Source organism: Thalassospira sp. Z349TD_5, assembly GCF_056173045.1.
Genome location: NZ_CM149654.1, coordinates 627,526 through 644,700 on the forward strand (window position 1 = coordinate 627,526; position 17,175 = coordinate 644,700).

Consider the following 17,175-nt stretch of genomic DNA (forward strand, 5'->3'; position numbering starts at 1 on the left):
AGGATGAATTTCGGGCAGTTTTTTTATGTCAGGCTTTATCGAAGGAACCAGTCGCGAACAGGGAACACTTTTCCCGGACCGGCTTGATGATCTTGTTGCCGATGACAATGGGGTGCGGGTGATTGATGCCTTTGTCTCGGCCCTTGATCTACAGGCACTGGGTTTTGTCCGGGTGCAGCCAAAGGCGACAGGTCGTCCGGGCTATCATCCTTGCGTTCTTCTGAAATTGTATCTGTATGGCTATCTGAACCGTTTGCGTTCGAGCCGGGGGCTGGAACGCGAATGCCACCGCAATATCGAACTTTTGTGGCTGCTGGACCGTTTGGCCCCTGATTTCAAGACGATTGCCGATTTCCGCCGAACGAACCGGGAGGGGATAGGCCGGGTTTGTCGCAGTCTTGTGCTGTTTCTGCGCGGGGAAGGGCTGATCGCGGGTCAGTGCCTGGCCGTGGACGGATCGAAATTCCAGGCAGATACCAGTCCGCAAAAAGTCTGGACGAAATCACAGCTTCAAAAGCGGATCGCCGATATTGACCGGCAAATATCGGACTATCTCGCAGAGATGGACGCCATTGACCATAGCCAGAATGCTACGGATGGCCCGTCGGACACCCCGTCGGACGTCCCGGGCGGCACAGGAGGTAAAACAGGTGATGTGCGTGCAACCCTTGCAAAGTTGCGCGCGCAGAAAGCCGATCTGGCCCAGTCGGTGCTTCTGATGGACGAGATGGGACAGACACAGGTGGTTATCGGAGATGGGGATGCCCGGATCATGCGATCAGGCAAAGGCCGGATTGTCGGCTACAATCTTCAGTCTGCGGTCGATGATGCCCACGGGCTGATCGCTCATCATGAAGTGACACAGGCGACATCGGACCAGAATGAATTGCATCGGGTCGCCAAAGCAGCAAAGGACGTGCTTGAGCGCACAAAGATAGATATTCTGGCCGATGCGGGCTATGCCGATGCAGAGCAGATCGCGGCCTGTGACGAAGATGGCATCACCGCTTTTGTTCCCCATCCTCGCTCACGTAACACGCATGGTGATTTCTTTGAAAAGTCCGACTTCGACTGGGATGCAGCCAAGCAGCATTATATCTGTCCGGCAGGAAATGTCCTGTCCTTCGAGAATGCCTCGCGCAAGAACCAGAGCGCCAATTACGTGGCCGATCCGAAGGATTGCGCCGCCTGTGCGCACAAATCCCGTTGCACCAAAGTCGACCGGCGACGGGTCAGCCGCCATTTGCTTGAGGGGCCCCTCGAGCAAACGGCCCAACGCATGGCGGACCATCCCGAGGCGATGACACGACGAAAATCCCTTGTCGAACATCCGTTTGGCATTCTCAAACACATGATGGGAACACCGAGGTTCCTGTGCCGGGGCTTGCCTGCGGTCAAGGCAGAAATGGCCTTATCCGTCACAGCTTTCAATCTCAAGCGCGCCATCAACATCCTCGGGGCAAAAAACATCTTCGAAAGGCTCTTGCTCGCCCCCGTATGAGGAAAACACACACAGTTTATGAAAAACCCCGCTACAGGAGCAGCGGGGTTTTGACACAGGCTCTGATCGCTGCCCTTTGTTGTTTTGTGGCGTGTGCCTGGCGTTAGTTTGACTTGTGCTGTTCAAACAGAACGCCTGGGTTCATCCGGTTATCGGGGTCAAAGCTGCGTTTAACGGTCTGCATCAGTTCATAGCGCAGCGGATCACACAGGCGTTTTAACTCGTCGGTTAGTTTACGTCCGACACCGTGCTCGGCACTAAAGGTACCACCAAAACTGGCTGCGATGTCATGGACACACGCCTGAACATCGTGGGTGACAGCATCGGGATCATCCAAACTGTTCCAATACTCATGCGGGAACATCAGGATGTAATGCACATTACCATCGCCAAGATGGTTGACCAAAATTGGTGTCGCCATCGGGAATTTTTCTGCGGTGACATCCTTGGCCTTGGCGATGAAGGCCGGGACTTTGGACACTCGCACCGCGACGTCATGGACAAGGCCCATGCCTTCGAGTTTGTTGGCTTCGGTCACGGAATGACGGATATGCCAGATTTGTTCAGCTTGCGCCGAGTTGCTGGCGATAAAGGCATCAAGAACCGATCCGTTTTCAAGGTTTTTACCAAGAATTTCCTCAAACACGCCATTCAGATCAACTGATGTGTCAGTCGAGGTCAGTTCAATCATCAGTGACCAGTCAGGGACTGTTTCGAACGGCACATGTATGCGGTCGATATGGCGGACAACCGCGTCAATTTCAGTACCAGAAAGCAGTTCGAAGGCTTCGATATAAGGACCGCATTTATCCTGAAATTCGGTAAATAGGCGGACAGCTGTTTCGGGGCTGTCAACCGACACCCACGCATGGGCATCATTGGTGTTTTCGGGATGCAGGCGAAGTGCGGCACCGGTGACAATGCCAAGGGTTCCTTCGGCCCCAATAAACAGGTGTTTGAGGTCATACCCGGTGTTGTTTTTCTTTAAGCCTTCAAGATCGCTCAGAATGCGCCCATCGGCCAAAACAACTTCGATACCACAAACTAGATCTCGCATCGGGCCGTATTTGACCACCCCGGTGCCCCCGGCATTAGTCGAAATCAGGCCGCCGATCTGTGCGCTGCCCTCACTGCCCAGATACAATGGGAACTGCCGTTTGTGGGGCTTACATTTTTCGTGCAATTCAGCCAGAATCACACCCGCGTCAACAGTTGCGATATTGGCCGCGGCATCAATTTCGCGGATCTGTTTCATCCGCTGAAGGCTAATCACGATACCGGGTTTGTCTTCGGGCGACGGGCTTTCAGGAACCCCGCCGTAGCAGAGGCCGGTATTCCCCCCAAGGGGAAATACCGGCTGTCCTTCCTCGGAAGCCACTTTCATCGTCCGGGAGACCTCCTCGACATTGGCTGGAAGCGCAACGCACACGGCATTGCCTTTCCTGCGATCTCGCCAATCGATCAAGTAAGGGTGCATTTCTTGAGGATCGGTGATCAAACCTTTATCGCCGAGGATTTTTTGGAGACGATCAATCATGGCTGGTCCTTGGAAAGAAAAATCAGGCTACGTTTGCAAGCGATGCGGCATCGAATGCGGTTTTAAGTGCCGTAATGGTCGGGGCTGATGGGCCTTCAAGCGGCAAGCGAACGCCACCCGCAGAATAGCCAGCCATTTCCATGTATTTCTTAAGTGGCCCCGGATTGGTTTCGCGGAAAATCGCATCAATTGCAGTATCAAGCTTTGTCTGAAGCTTAAGCGCTTCGTTCAGCTTGCCCTCGCGTGCAAGGTTAAAGACTTCAATCCAGATTTTTGGATAAACGTTGGCAGATGCCAAAACCCCGCCTTTCGCGCCCATGGTGACATGGGTGGCAAACAGGGGTTCTTCACCACTGAGGATGGCCATTTTGTCACCGGCCAGTTTCATGGTTTTGATGAAGGCTGGCATGTCGTAGTTCGAGCATTTCATACCAATGATCGATCCGTCTTCTGCCATGGCCTGAATGGTTTCGGCATTGGTTGCGACAGTCGTGCGGCGCGGTATTTCATACAGCAAAACCGGAACACCGATTTCATTGCGGTAATTGGCAAAATATTCGCGCATGCCATCCTGTGTGCCCGCTGCGTAATAGGGGGTCACGGTCATGACTGCGGCCGCACCGGCGTCTTCAAAATCCTTGCCGGCTTCGACGGCATCGGGAAAGCCGGTCGAAAGGACGCCGGGAATGATAGGGGCGCTACCCGCCGCATCGACACAGGTTTTGACAATGTCCTTGCGTTCCTGACGTGAAAGGGCTGGGTATTCGCCGGTCCCGCCAATCGGAACGATGCCAGTAGCACCCGCTGCAAGTTGCCGGGTTACCAGATCAGACAACGCTTTGTGATCGACGGATTTGTCTTCGGTGAAGGGCGTTACAATGGCGGTATAAAGACCATTGATATCGTTTTTGGTAAGCGTCATGTGAAGTCTCTTGTCTTTTGGGTGGTGGCGATATTGTGATTAGTTCAAGAAGCCAAACAGTCGCGGCAGGGTCAGTGACACCGCCGGGATGTAGGTCACGATCATCAAGACGATCAGGTTCGATATCAGGAACGGGAAACTTTTTCGGACAATGTTGGCGAGGGGCTGTCCGCTAATGGCTGATCCAAGATACAAGCCAAGTCCATAGGGCGGTGTCATCAGGCCGATCATGACGTTGACCACCATGATCACGCCAAACTGCACCGGATCGACACCCATCGCTGCAACGATCGGGGTGAAAAGCGGGGCAAACAGCAACAGCTGAACAGAATCCCCGATCCACAGACCGTTGATCAGGAAGAAGATGTTCAGACAAAGCAGCAGCATCCAGGGTTGCAGGTCGAGTGTCTCGACCAGCATGGTCAGCTCGGATGGCACCCGTTCGTTGGCCAAAATCCAGCTGATGACACTGGCAAAACCGACAATCAGATAGACCGAGGCCGAGGTCCGCACCGCGCGGTCAAGGATGGCCCAAAGCTGTTTCAGCGACAGGCTGCGATAGGCGCAGATACCCACAACAATCGCATAGGCAACCGCGATGGATGCGGCTTCGGTGGCTGTGAAAATACCTGAAATGATCCCGCCAATAATGATCAACGGCATGAACAACGCCCAGAAGGCATTGTAGAAAATCTTAAATGCCAGACCAAGGGTCAGGGCCTTGATCGGGTTGGCCGGGAAGTTGTTTTTACGTGCAATGAAATAAATCACGATAATCTGCGCGATTCCCATCAAGGCACCTGGAATAGCCCCGCCAAGGAACAGTGCGGCAACCGATGTGTTGGTCAGGCTTGAAAAGATGATCAACGGGATTGACGGTGGGATGATCGGCCCCTGAATGGCCGAGCTTACCGTGACCGCGGCGGCAAAGTCCGCGTCATATCCGTCCTTTTTCATCATGTCGATTTCGACGGGACCCAAGGCGGAGATATCGGCAAGTGCCGAGCCCGAGACACCTGAAAACATCATCGACCCGACAACGTTGACATAGGCAAGACCTCCGCGCCAGCGCCCCACGAGAAGGCGCGAGAACTGGACAAGTCTGTCTGTCATCCCGATAGATGTCATGATCTCGCCGGCGATTATAAACAGTGGAATCGACAACCAGATGAAGACATCCATTCCCGTAAAGAACTTGTGGGAAAACATGTGCAGCATGTCGGTCATGCCGGGTTTGACGAAGAAATAGGAAAGACCGGCAAAGCCGATGGCAAAGATCACGGGGCTGCCGAGGAACATCAACAGCAGCAACAACCCGATCATGGTGATAAGTGCGTAATCCATAGTGTGCCCTTACAGCTCTGCGCGTAAAAGTGATGCTTCCTGTTCTGCGTCCGGACCTTTAATGATGTCGCGAAGGGCAAGAACAACCATGTGGAAAAGCATCAAGGCGGCTCCGACCGGAACGGCAAGATAAATCCAGAACCATGAAAGGTTCAGTGCAGCGGAGGTGCGACGCAGGCCAAAGATTGCCGAATCAAAGCCTTTGACAAGCAGGACAGCCAATAGCCCTGCGAGCAGCAAACGGAAAAAGGCATTGCGATAGCCAAGCCACCGGCGCGGCCAGAAGGCGTCGAAGAAATCAACACAGACCAGCTGTTCGTCGCGAACAAGCAGGCTGCCGCCCAGCATGACGACCCAGATCATCAGAAAGCGCGATGCTTCTTCGGGCCAGGGGAGCGAAAAGCTGAAACCAAAACGTAGAACGACCTGAACGAACAGGACAACCGCGACCGATGCCAGCATCAGTCTGGCAGCAATCGACGTCAGGTTTGCGATGGTCGTCGATAGTTTTTCAAGGAACAGAAGCATGGGGGGCCCTCTCTCGGACCGTGTTTTCTGCGGATGACAACACGGATTTCAGAACAGCGCACGGATGGACCGGACGCAATTCGCAAATCTAGCAGCTATTGAAAAGGCCCGGGAAATGGGTTCCCGGACCTTGTCATTTTATTCCTGCGCGGCTTTGACGGCAGTCTCAAGTTCGTTGATCAGGTCGGCACCAACTTTTTCTTCCATGAAGGCACGGATTGGTTCTTTGGTGGCATCGACGAATTTCTGGAATTCGGCCGGGGTCGGCTGATAAATCTCGACGCCTGCGTCACGGATCACTTTAAGATCCTGTGATTCCTTGGCGGCAATAATGCCAAGCATCGCAAAGGTTGCTTCGCTTGATGCATTGTCAAAGATCTCTTTGTCTTCAGCGCTCAGACCCTGATAAAAATCATCATTGATCGTGATCAGCGGCATGTTGATCAGGTGATGATCAAGCGTGTAGTACTTTTGAACTTCCTGAAGGTTGGTCAAAAGCATGGTGTAAGGCGCGTTTTCCTGACCATCGACAACACCGGTCTGAAGTGCGCTGTAAAGCTCTGCCCATGCAATCGGGGTCGGTGATGCGCCAAGGGCCTTAACCATTTCCATGTGCAGCGGAACGGTCTGGGTTCGAATTTTCAGACCCTTCATGTCTTCTGGTGTATGGATCGGGCGGACCGAGTTCGAGAAGTTACGGAACGCACCAGTCAGGTAGCTCATGACGCGGACACCACTGCCTTCTGCAATCATGTCGGACAATTTTTTACCAAACGGCCCGTCATTGAGAACCTTGCGCGCAACTTCGGTGGTCGGGAAGGTATAGGGCATTTCTAGAATCTGTGCTGGCGGATAGTAAGCCGCCAGATGGCCCGCGTTCAGACCACCAACCATGTCGACAACGCCAATGGCGTTTTGTTCGGCAAGGGATTCAAGATCGCCAAGCTGACCGTTCGGGAAAACTTCAAGTTTGAAACGACCGCCAGATTGGTTTTGCAGAACGTTGTCGAAAACTTCGGTGAAGGTCCAATACGGATTGTTCAGAAGGTCGCCTTCGCCATCAACATGGGCGAATTTGACAATGGTTTGTGCATTGGCGGATGCGGACAGTACGGTGCCAAGGCCGATGGTGGCGGCGAGGGTGACATGCCGAAGTTTCCGAATGAAGGTCATTCTTTCTCCTTTACCGGGCAACGGACAAAGCAGTGGCGCTTCGAAGGTGGCCTGGTATTTCCCTGATAAAGTTATGATCAGTTGCGTCGGGCATTCATGCCGGGCTGCAATTGACGGCTTTGTTACCGGATGCATCCGAAAGGTTGTGCAGCGACGATTGGGCGAGAAGAGCATCGCAAAATCGGTTTGCATCCGGTGAAATCAGAATATATCCGATATGACTGATGTCAACAAAATACGATAAAATTTTTCCTATAGTATATTTTTTATCAAATGTGGCATATTTCCCAAGATGGGATATGCTGCTGTTGGTTCATTGGAATCGCAGTGGATTCAAGTAACGGTTGTCAGGCTATATGGGGTCGGACACATAAGTGACGATGTTTGCAAAAGGAATATTACGGAATGAACGTCGATCTGGAAGATTTCCAGTCCAACCGTCGGCAGGGGAATCCCGCCAGCAATAAATCCGACGAAATTGGACCACGGTTGCATCAACTGCGCAAAGGGCGTGGCTGGACCTTGCAGGACGCCAGCAAGGCGTCGGGAATTTCGGCATCCGCATTTTCCAAAATTGAACGCGGTGAGCTTTCGCCGACCATTTCAACGATCCAGCGCATTGCACGCGGATTTGAAATGGATGTGCTAAGCCTGCTGGCCGATCCGGAAACGCAACCCACCCTGCTTGGCCGTCGCAGTGTTACACGGGCAGAAGAAGGAAAACCGCATCTGTCAGGCAACTGCGATAATAAGCTTTTGTGTGCGGATCTGAAAAACAAACGAATCACGCCGATAAAGACCCGTGTGGTTGCGCGCGATGTTGAGGAATATGACGTCTGGCCCAAAACCGATGCCGAAATATTCATGACCATCCTGAGCGGGACCGTCGTCGTGCACAGCAAGATTTACGAGCCGCTGGAGCTGCACGAAGGTGACTCGATGTATTATGACGCCAGTGCCGAACATGTCTGGACCCGCAAAGGCCCGGAAGAAGCAGTTGTACTGTGGGTATTAACGAGCTGATCAATGGCCAGACTCTTGAATGCCGAAGACTTTCGAGGTGCTGCGCGCAAACGCCTTCCCAAAGGATTGTTTGAATATATCGACCGCGGTACCGAGGCTGAGCTGGCCATGGCCGATATTCGGCATTCACTTGACCGTATCAAGTTCAAGCAATCCGTTCTTTCCGGTCAGTCGCAATGTGACATGACAGCAGAGCTGTTTGATCGCAGTTATCCCGCAGCGTTAATTGTAGCGCCGACGGCCTTGGCCGGATTGGTCTCCTATGACGGGGAAGTTAAACTTGCGCGCGCGGCCAGCCGGTTGCAGATACCGTTTTGTGTGTTGACCCAATCGGTCACTAGCATTGAGGGTATTCGCGAAGGTGCGCCAGATTCTGAACTTTGGCTTCAGCTTTATGTCTGGAAGAACCGGGAACTGACGTGGCAATTGCTTGATCGTGCGCGTAATGCCGGGGTGTCAATTCTTGTAATTACGGCGGATACGCCGCTGTCGCCAAAGCGCGAATATAACCAGCATAACGGGTTTTCTGTTCCCTTCGTGCCGTCAGTTCGCGGGGTGGCGGATGTTCTATCCCGGCCGGCTTGGCTGGGATCGGTCATGATGCGGTATTTAATGACAAGCGGCATGCCCAGCTACGCGCATTATCCTGCCGAGTTCAAAACGGCAATCACCCGCGATGCCGTCGCTCAAGACGTTCAAATTGAAAGTGGTCTTGGATGGGATGATATTGCGCAAATTCGTGATCGCTGGTCTGGAAAGATCATCATCAAAGGCATCCTGTCGGAGAAGGACGCGGTGCAATCGGTGAAGGCTGGTGCCGATGGCATTGTGGTTTCGGCCCATGGCGGGCGGAACTTTGATGTCGCCCCGGCCCCGGCAAACGTCCTGCCGGGTATCGCCGCTGCAGTTGGCGAAAAGATTGCTATCATGGCCGATAGCGGCGTGCGCCGTGGCAGCGATGTTTTGAAATACCTTGCCCTTGGCAGTCGATCCGTTCTGGTCGGGCGTTTACCGCTTTATGGTTTGGCCGCGGCGGGTGAGGAAGGGGCCTTTGACGCGCTTTCAATGCTGATGGATGAAATGCACAGCAACCTGATTTTCGCAGGTGCCAAAAATCTTGAAGACTTCAAGAAAAACGCGATTGCGTCATCTGGGCATCCCCAAAGGGAGTGACATTTAAAATGAAAAGAGACGGAATTACCCGCCCCTTTTCATCGTCATTTTCATCGCGATTGTGCGGAAATTTCTGTCGTTGATTACTGGGAACTCAGCACCGGCGTTTCCAGAAGTTTACCGATTTCGACATCGCCAATGCCGCGATCGGTTTGGTGGGGGCCCGCGTTGCACGCAAGGGTCGCGCCAAACAGCGCCTTGAACACCAGATACGGCGGGTTCCAGTCAACGATGGCATCGGTAGCCGCCCGGATGTGGGAGAATTGTTCGGCGACTTGATCCATCGGGGCATCGGACACCAGCCCACACAGCGGCAGCGGCAAGATCGCATCAAGTCTACCGTTTGACGCAACCGCCATTCCGCCACCGGCCTTGATCACCGCATTGGCGGCAATTGCCATGTCTTTGGGGTTGCCGCCAAAAACAGTCAGGTTGTGGCTGTCGTGCGAAACAGTGGTGCAAACCGCACCGCGCCAAGTGCCCCAGTTTTCCAACAGGCCCACACGTGGTGTGGCATCAACCTTGCCATGGCGATGGGCGACCGCGATCAAAGTCGTGCCGTCGGGCGGGATGACAAAACCGTCTTTGACGTCTGCCTCAACCTCGCCCCAGCGGGTGAAGCGAGGGCGATCAATGGTGGCGATACGGACTTTGTCACCGGTCGCAGCAATGCGGAAATCATCGACTGTCAGCGGGGCGATCTTCATGGTGTCGGTCAGCGGGGCCGGGTCAAGGGCCGTGGGCTGTGTTTGAAGTTCGCCAGATTTTGCGACCATTTTGCCATTGGCAAGAACGGTGTGGGCGACAAAGCCGTCAAGATCATCAAAAATGACAATATCGGCCCGCCGTCCGGCCGCAATGAGCCCTAAGTCATTGCGCCCCAAACGCGTGGCAGCATTCAGCGTTGCGGCGCGCAAGGCCCATTGGGGTTTCATGCCATAACGCACCAAACGCCGCACAACATCATCAAGCCCGCCTGCGTTGGCCAGATCATCGGGGAAAACATCATCTGTGCAAAGTGTGACGGTTTGTGGCAGGAATCCAAGCTCATTGAGAGTTTGCACAAACCCCGGCAGCAAATGGTCATGCGATCCGCGCATTTCAATCGTCAACCCGGCTCGCAGTTTGGCCATCAGATCGTCGTTTGACACCAGCTCATGGTCCGATCCGATGCCGGCAGCGATAAAGGCGGCAAGGTCGCTGTTTTCCAGTCCCCGTGCATGGCCGCACACCAGTTTTTGCGATGTCAGGCCCGCTTGGACTATGCTGCTCATGCGCGGATCACGGTCGATGACGCCGCGCATGTTCATGACCTCGGCAACGCCGTGGATGTCTGGCCATGACAGCATTTCAGTCATGGCATCGCCATCAAAATCAGCCCCTGATACTTCATACCCCGGTGCGGCGGGAACGCAGGACGGCGCAAGGGTAAGGACGCGCAACGGCAAATCACGCACCGCATCGGTTGCCCAGCGCACCCCGTCAAGCCCCAGCACATTGCCAAATTCATGCGGGTCCCAGACCGTGGTGGTGACACCGCGTGGCACGACGGTTGCGGCATAGGTTGCAGGCGTCGTCATCGAGCTTTCAACATGCATGTGCGTGTCGATCAGGCCCGGACTGATAAACCTGCCCCGTGCACTGATCAGGGTGCGGGTATCGCTTCGGGTGGCGGGTTCGTGGACACTGGCGATCATTTTTCCAACAATGCCGATATCGGCAAGGCGGATTTCGTCGGTGACCATATCAACGATTTTCCCACCGACGATCAGCACGTCAAACGGGGCATCGCCACGGGCAGCAGCAACCGCGCGCGCACGTAAGGCATCGTCATGCAGGTCAAGGGGTTCTGAATTTCTGTCTGTCATTTTGCGGCTTCTGCCTTTAGCGCGTCAAAGATCATGGTGCGTGCACGATCAGCATCAACCGTGACACCATATTGCGCATTGAATTTGGCGGTTGCGGTGGGATCAATATGGGTTTGCCCCCGCGCGACACCTTGGCTGGTGTCAACCGCAACATGGGTGTTGGCAAATTGCACAACGTCAGGGTCAAGGAGTGTAATTGCGGCAACCGGATCAAAAATCGCCATGCCACTGCGTCCACGTGAAATCCCGATATTGATGTAGCCGTCGGTCAGATCGGCCAAAAGGCTGGCATTCTGGCCGCCCGCAATGCGGATGGCATGGACATCGTCCGGGGTCGCAATAACCTTGCGGCACAGATCAAGTTCAACCATGCGAACAGGCAATTCATGGGCCAGTACAATTGCCAGCGCTTCGGGATCGGCAAAGGCATTATATTCGGCAAGGGCTGTATGATTGCCGCGCCCCGCCGCACCGCCCATCCAGGTGATTTGATCAATCTTGCGGGCCAAATCTGGACGGGCCAAGGCCAAAGCGGCAAGATTGCCAAGTGGACCAAGGGCCAGAATATGTTTTTTGTCATCCCCAGCGGCAGGCTGTTCAAGCCACTTGCACAGGGCGCCAAAAGCACAGCGTTCAGTCACAGGGCGACATTCAGGCAAATGTGCGCCTGCACTTTGCATGCCGCGTGGGCCAAGGATGGCCTGTGCGGTTTCAAGCCCCCCCAGAACAGCCTTTTCACGCCCGGTAAAGATCGGAAAATCCCAGCCAAACAGTTTGGCCGCACTGGCCGCATTGCTGCGCACGGTTTCAAGCGGACTGTTGCCCGCAATCAAAGACATGCCGTCAATCTGGCGTCCGGCATGGGTTAGAACCAGCACAGAAGCCAGATCGTCAAACCCCATATCGGTGTCGATCCAAAGTCCCATTACAGGCTCCCGGTGCGGGCAAGCTGGGCAGCCTTGGCGACCGGAAGATCAAATTTAAGCAACGCGCCAAAATTATGTGCCGGAAGGGCGGCATCACATTCGGCCTTGATCTGTCCAAGCGGGGTATCAAGCAGGTATTCGCGTGTGCCCCCGGCAAAGGATGTGCCACGCACGGTTCCCTCATAGGGGCCTTCGCCCAAGGTTACCATGGACGGACGCCAGGCAAGACCCTTGGTCGCATCATCAATGTTGCCCGAAATGGCAACGTCGCCATTTGCGGTTTTGATGGTGTTGCCGACCCGCTCAAACACGTTTTCAAAACCAACAAAGTCGGCCACGAAATCGGACGCCGGGTTGTTATAGATGTCTTCGGGGGTGCCGATCTGTTCGATATGACCATCGAGCATCACGATGATACGGTCCGCCATGGCAAGGGCTTCGACCTGATCATGGGTAACAAAAATCATCGTCACGCCGCTTTCTTTTTGCACACGCTGTAGCTCGGTGCGCATTTCAAGTCGCAGGCGCGCATCAAGGTTCGAAAGCGGCTCATCAAGCAGCAAGACCTTGGGTTCCATCACCATGGATCGCGCAAGGGACACGCGCTGTTGCTGGCCACCGGAAAGTTCGGCGGGTTTGCGCGTGGCATATTGCGACAGACCGACGGTTTTAAGGCCATCGTTTACACGGGTTTCAAGGTCCTTGCCCTTAACACCCATCAGTTTCAGGCCAAAGGCGACGTTTTCATAAACGTTGAGATGCGGGAAAAGCGCATAGGATTGAAACACCAGCCCGACCGGGCGTTTGTTGGCTGGAACGCGGGTGATGTTTGTGCCGTCCAGAACAATGGCGCCCGATGCCGGTTCCATCAGCCCGGCAATGGCGCGCATGGTTGTGGTTTTGCCACAGCCCGACGGGCCAAGCAGGGCGACAAGTTCGCCTTTGGCGATATCAAGGTCCATCTCCGGCACGGCAACGTTTTTGCCATAGGACAGGGTCAGTTTTTCAAGAGACAGAAAACGGGAATCAGACATAGCGGGAAAATCCTAGGAAACGTTCGGCCAGAAAGACAATGCCCAGCGACATGAAAGCAAGAAGGGCCGACAGGGCTGCGACCGATGGGTCATAGGTGATCTCCATATAGGAGAGCATGTCGATTGGCAGGGTGCGCACACCCGGACCAGACAGAAACAGCGACACGGGCACCTGATTAAAACTGGTGACAAACCCCAGAATGAAGGCGGCCAGAATACCACCGCGAATATTGGGCATCACCACCCGGAAAAAGGCACCAACGCGCGAACAGCCCAACAACACGGCGGCTTCTTCGATGTCGGATCGAAGGTTGGTCAGGCTGGCCGATACCACCCGCACGGCATAGGGCAGGATCAGGGCGGTGTGGGCCAGAAACAGTGCAAACAGAATGCCGAAATTAAACGGCACAACGAAATAACGCAGCAACGCCAAACCAACGATGATACCGGGCACAATGATTGGCGATGACACGATGGTGCGGATGGTTTCGGCACCCGGCACCTTGTAACGCGATAGCGCATAGCTTGCCGGGATGCCAAGGATCAGGGCGGCAATTGTGCCGCCAATTGCCAGAAACATCGAAATGCCAAAACTGGCCCGGAAACTTTCGACCTCAAACACCTTGATCACCCAGCGCAACGACAATCCCTGTGGCGGGAAGGACAATGTTTCACCCGCTGACAGCGACGCGGCAATGATGATGATGAACGGACCGATCAAAAAGGTCAGAACCAGCAACAAGATGATCGGGGCATAAAGCTTGTTACTCATCGCTTGTTCCTCGCAGTTGCCAGTCGTTTAAGCAAAAGGTTGGCGGCAAACGCCATCACAATCAGGATCAGGGCAATCACCGAGGCCGAGACAAAATCATTGGCCATCGTCACACGCTGATACAGTAGCGTTTCAAGCATCAGAACTTTTGACCCACCCAGAATGGCCGGGGTGATGTAGGCGGTCATGGATCCAGTGAACACAAGTGTTCCACCAATAACCAGACCTTCCTTGGTCAGCGGCAGGATGACCTTGGTAAACACTTGAAGCCAGTTCGCACCCAGAACCCGTGCGGCGGGGACCGCATCGCGTGGCATGTTCTCAAGCGCGCTGATCAGTGAAATGATCATCAACGGCAAGAACAGTTGCAGCAACCCGATAAACACCGCGGTTTCGGTAAACAGGAAGCGGATCGGCTCATCGCTTAAGCCCACAGCAACCAGTGCCTCGTTGACAATGCCGGTACGGCCCAGAATGACGATCCATGCATATGTCCGGGCAACCGGCGAAATCATCAACGGCAAAACGACAAGCCCGGTGATGCGGCCTTTGCCCTTGGGCGGCAAATTGACAATTGCAAAGGCTGCGGCATAACCGATGACCGCAGATGCGGCTGTGACCATGGCAGCAAGTTTCAGGGTGCGCAGAAACACCGCCTGATTAAGCGGCTGCGCAAAAAAGTCGATATAGGCTTGTATTGTCCAGCTATCACCGGATCGGAATCCCTCGGAAAGAAGGATCACCACGGGCACCAAAAAGATGGCACCGGCAAAGATCGCGGCAGGCAGGACCAGCGCAAAGGCCTCGGCCCGGTTCTGAAACATCTCAGCAACCTTGTCGTCGATAAGTTAAGTAAATGGTGGCGCGACGGGGAGGTGGGGCGTCGCGTTTAGCGTCTTGGATCGATCATCGGGGCCGGTGCGGTCACCAGCCCCGAATTCAGATCCAGCGCCTTATTGACCGACCTTGTTGTTCCATTGCGATAACCAGTTTTCGCGGTTATCCAGGGCAACTTCAGACGGGATGAGATGGAGGTTCTTAACCGTTTCTGCGCCATAGGTCAGGTTGTCGGCAACCTCATCAGATACCACGACATCCTTGTTGGCCGGGCTGTCGACAAGGTTCTCGGCCAGGGCGGTCTGAATGTCGGTCGACAACCAGAAATCCATGAACTCAAGTGCGAGATCGCGGTTCTTGCTGCCTTTGGTCAGGACCATAACGTTCATGCCGCCAGACTGGCCTTCTTTTGGCGTCGCCCATTTGATCGGCATGTCCATTTTGGAAAAACCGGCCCATGCAAAACGGCCAATCGGTGCAGCCCAGATTTCTTCCTGCTGCATCAACTGAACCAGTTGGGACGACCGGACATAGAAGGTGACGATGTCGTCTTTTTTCTCGCCAACCTTGGCAATCGGAGTTTTAAGCGACGGGTCTTCATCCCCCAGTGCCTTGCCCAGCATATAAAGGGTCAGCGGGCCTTGCGTCGTGGTAACGTTTGGCAATGCCACGCGCCCGGCAAGATCGTCAGACAGAAGATCGGCCCAGCTGTTGATGGTGACCTTGTCAGAACGATAGGCGATCGAACTTGCATAGAAGGTGTAGCCGATGCTCATGCCATCGCCATTGGGGTCTTTGGCAATGTCATAAAGCTTGTCAAAATTGGCAAGCTTGCTGTTGTCGATTTTGTCGGTCAGGCCGTTGCGTGCCGCCGAAAGCGCATCGCGCATGGAAATCACCGCCAGATCAATGACCGGGTTTTCCTTGTTGGCTTCGATTTTGGCCAGACGTTCGACGGAGTTTCCAGTTTCAACAACCAGTTCACAGCCACATTTTTCTTCGAACGGCTCATACAGGTGTTCCTTGAAGGCATCCTGTGCAAAACCATAAACGGAAATGGTCAGGGTTTTTTCTTCGGCCTTGGCAGCGGTGACGCTTAGAATCAGCGCGGCAGATGCCATCATCAGCTTTTTAATCGCCATTATAGAATTTCTCCATTCGGGCTTGGTGTGGCGGGTGAAACTGCCGGGCCGCTTGAGGCGCGCACCATCAGTTCCATGGAAACCTTGGACGTATCGGCTTTGACAGTGTGTGAAACCGCCGCACCGTTCTTGTGTTCAATATTGGGATCAATTGTTTTGGGAATTTCGATTTCTGTGATCAGGGCGGCAATCGCGATTTGTGCGATCTGCGTCATGTTCATATGCACCGTGGTGAGCGATGGGGTAACCACTGGCGCAAACACCAGATCATCAAAACCGGTAACGCTGACCTGTTGCGGAACCTTGATGCCCGCTGTTTGCAGTTCGGTCAGAACGCGCAAGGCATGCAAATCCGAAACCGCGGCAATCGCCGTAACGCCGGATTTTACATGATCCATCAGGCCAAGCGACGTGCGGTCTGGCTGCGCATTGAGCAGCGTTTCAATCCAGATCGTCTGATGGCGTGTATCGGAACCAAGGGCGGCTTTCATGCCGCCAATGCGGTCATTTTGCACGTTTGACGCCTGATCATGGCCGACAAACAGGAAATTGCGATGGCCAAGGTCCTGAAGGTGACGGGTGATTTCTGCTCCGCCTTCCCAATGGTCGGCTGAAACGGTGTTGCCCGGTGTTGACGGGGTATCAACCATGGCAACCGGGCAGCTTACCGACCCGATGCGCGTCCCGCGGCGTGGAATAACCACCAGCCCATCAACGCCGCGTTCAATCAGCCGTGCGATGGCCTGTGTCTGGGTGGTGACGTCACCGCGTGAATCGGCAATCAAAACCCCGTATCCGGCATTGGATGCGGCGACTTCCATCGCCTGTGCGATTTGCGGGAAAAGCGGATTGGAAATATCCGGCAGGACCAGACCCAAAACATTGGATCGCCCCGTGCGAAGCGCGCGCCCGGCATTGCTGGGGACATAGCCAAGTTCGGCGGCTGTCGCGCGGATTTTTTCGACCAGATCGGCCGATACACGACCCTTGCCAGAAAGCGCGTTGGACACAGTCGCCGACGACACGCCAACGGCTTTGGCGATCTGGGTCATGTTCGGTCCGATACGCGATGCAGCCAAGGGGGCCTCCCCAGAAACGTGAAACTGTTTCAAGTCAAGTGACGTGATTAAACGATTAACCAAGTGCGTCAGTGTTAATCGAACCGATCCTGTGAGTCGAGTTAAAATTTATCCATTATCCCTGATGGGATAGGATTCCTATGGTGAAAGCACGGGTGAAATTTGCGATAGAATATTGAAAAACTGATATAAATATCTGCTGGGGACCGAGTGGGCAAAAGTGCATGCGAAAAAGCGTGCGCCTGTGGTCAGGATGCGGTGGGACACAGCAGAATGACGGACGCATTGACAGGTGATCGTCCCGATTCATGATTGG

Annotated in this window: 15 protein-coding genes; 3 read left to right on the plus strand and 12 right to left on the minus strand. The window is 54.4% G+C overall.

Translation table 11 applies throughout. From position 1 onward, the window contains the following. Positions 1–25 precede the first annotated feature (25 nt). The gene (locus tag AC0VXT_RS02805) at positions 26–1,501 is read left to right on the plus strand and encodes an IS1182 family transposase (protein ID WP_475547417.1); all 1,476 of its coding nucleotides are present in this window, start codon (positions 26–28) and stop codon (positions 1,499–1,501) included. A 103-nt stretch (positions 1,502–1,604) separates the two neighbouring features. On the opposite strand, the gene AC0VXT_RS02810 is transcribed toward AC0VXT_RS02805, so the two are convergent. The 5 genes from AC0VXT_RS02810 to AC0VXT_RS02830 all read right to left on the minus strand — a co-directional run bounded on the left by AC0VXT_RS02810 (position 1,605) and on the right by AC0VXT_RS02830 (position 7,005). Then, the gene (locus AC0VXT_RS02810) at positions 1,605–2,885 is read right to left on the minus strand and encodes an FAD-binding oxidoreductase (protein ID WP_475547418.1); all 1,281 of its coding nucleotides are present in this window, start codon (positions 2,883–2,885) and stop codon (positions 1,605–1,607) included. 175 nt (positions 2,886–3,060) lie between these two features. Further along, on the minus strand, positions 3,061–3,960 hold the full coding sequence (gene dapA / locus AC0VXT_RS02815) for a 4-hydroxy-tetrahydrodipicolinate synthase (protein ID WP_475547419.1): 900 nt from the start codon (positions 3,958–3,960) through the stop codon (positions 3,061–3,063). A gap of 39 nt (positions 3,961–3,999) precedes the next feature. Further along, positions 4,000–5,304 (minus strand): TRAP transporter large permease, encoded by a 1,305-nt coding sequence (locus AC0VXT_RS02820; RefSeq protein WP_101302787.1) that lies wholly within the window; start codon positions 5,302–5,304, stop codon positions 4,000–4,002. 9 nt (positions 5,305–5,313) lie between these two features. Further along, the gene (locus AC0VXT_RS02825) at positions 5,314–5,832 is read right to left on the minus strand and encodes a TRAP transporter small permease (protein WP_475547420.1); all 519 of its coding nucleotides are present in this window, start codon (positions 5,830–5,832) and stop codon (positions 5,314–5,316) included. Positions 5,833–5,970: 138 nt separating this feature from the next. Beyond that, positions 5,971–7,005, minus strand: coding sequence for a TRAP transporter substrate-binding protein (locus AC0VXT_RS02830; protein WP_475547421.1), 1,035 nt, complete (start codon positions 7,003–7,005; stop codon positions 5,971–5,973). 405 nt (positions 7,006–7,410) lie between these two features. Here AC0VXT_RS02830 and AC0VXT_RS02835 point away from each other — a divergent pair, with 405 nt between their 5' ends. Continuing rightward, positions 7,411–8,028, plus strand: coding sequence for a helix-turn-helix domain-containing protein (locus tag AC0VXT_RS02835; protein ID WP_276651435.1), 618 nt, complete (start codon positions 7,411–7,413; stop codon positions 8,026–8,028). Between the two features lie 3 nt (positions 8,029–8,031). Next, positions 8,032–9,201, plus strand: coding sequence for an alpha-hydroxy acid oxidase (locus tag AC0VXT_RS02840; protein WP_475547422.1), 1,170 nt, complete (start codon positions 8,032–8,034; stop codon positions 9,199–9,201). A gap of 83 nt (positions 9,202–9,284) precedes the next feature. On the opposite strand, the gene AC0VXT_RS02845 is transcribed toward AC0VXT_RS02840, so the two are convergent. The 7 genes from AC0VXT_RS02845 to AC0VXT_RS02875 form a co-directional block, all read right to left on the minus strand. After that, the gene (locus AC0VXT_RS02845; RefSeq protein ID WP_475547423.1) at positions 9,285–11,069 is read right to left on the minus strand and encodes an adenine deaminase; all 1,785 of its coding nucleotides are present in this window, start codon (positions 11,067–11,069) and stop codon (positions 9,285–9,287) included. Beyond that, on the minus strand, positions 11,066–11,995 hold the full coding sequence (locus AC0VXT_RS02850) for a nucleoside hydrolase (RefSeq protein WP_475547424.1): 930 nt from the start codon (positions 11,993–11,995) through the stop codon (positions 11,066–11,068). The genes AC0VXT_RS02845 and AC0VXT_RS02850 overlap by 4 nt, the downstream gene beginning before the upstream one ends. After that, on the minus strand, positions 11,995–13,029 hold the full coding sequence (locus AC0VXT_RS02855; RefSeq protein ID WP_475547425.1) for an ABC transporter ATP-binding protein: 1,035 nt from the start codon (positions 13,027–13,029) through the stop codon (positions 11,995–11,997). Before AC0VXT_RS02855 ends, AC0VXT_RS02850 begins: the two co-directional genes overlap by 1 nt. Beyond that, positions 13,022–13,801 (minus strand): ABC transporter permease, encoded by a 780-nt coding sequence (locus AC0VXT_RS02860; protein WP_475547426.1) that lies wholly within the window; start codon positions 13,799–13,801, stop codon positions 13,022–13,024. The genes AC0VXT_RS02855 and AC0VXT_RS02860 overlap by 8 nt, the downstream gene beginning before the upstream one ends. Beyond that, positions 13,798–14,625: an ABC transporter permease gene (locus AC0VXT_RS02865; protein ID WP_101302770.1), complete on the minus strand. Its 828-nt coding sequence runs from the start codon at positions 14,623–14,625 to the stop codon at positions 13,798–13,800. The genes AC0VXT_RS02860 and AC0VXT_RS02865 overlap by 4 nt, the downstream gene beginning before the upstream one ends. Before the next feature lie 129 nt (positions 14,626–14,754). Further along, the gene (locus AC0VXT_RS02870; protein WP_240626431.1) at positions 14,755–15,780 is read right to left on the minus strand and encodes an ABC transporter substrate-binding protein; all 1,026 of its coding nucleotides are present in this window, start codon (positions 15,778–15,780) and stop codon (positions 14,755–14,757) included. Further along, positions 15,780–16,859 (minus strand): LacI family DNA-binding transcriptional regulator, encoded by a 1,080-nt coding sequence (locus AC0VXT_RS02875; RefSeq protein ID WP_475547427.1) that lies wholly within the window; start codon positions 16,857–16,859, stop codon positions 15,780–15,782. Before AC0VXT_RS02875 ends, AC0VXT_RS02870 begins: the two co-directional genes overlap by 1 nt. Positions 16,860–17,175 lie beyond the last annotated feature (316 nt).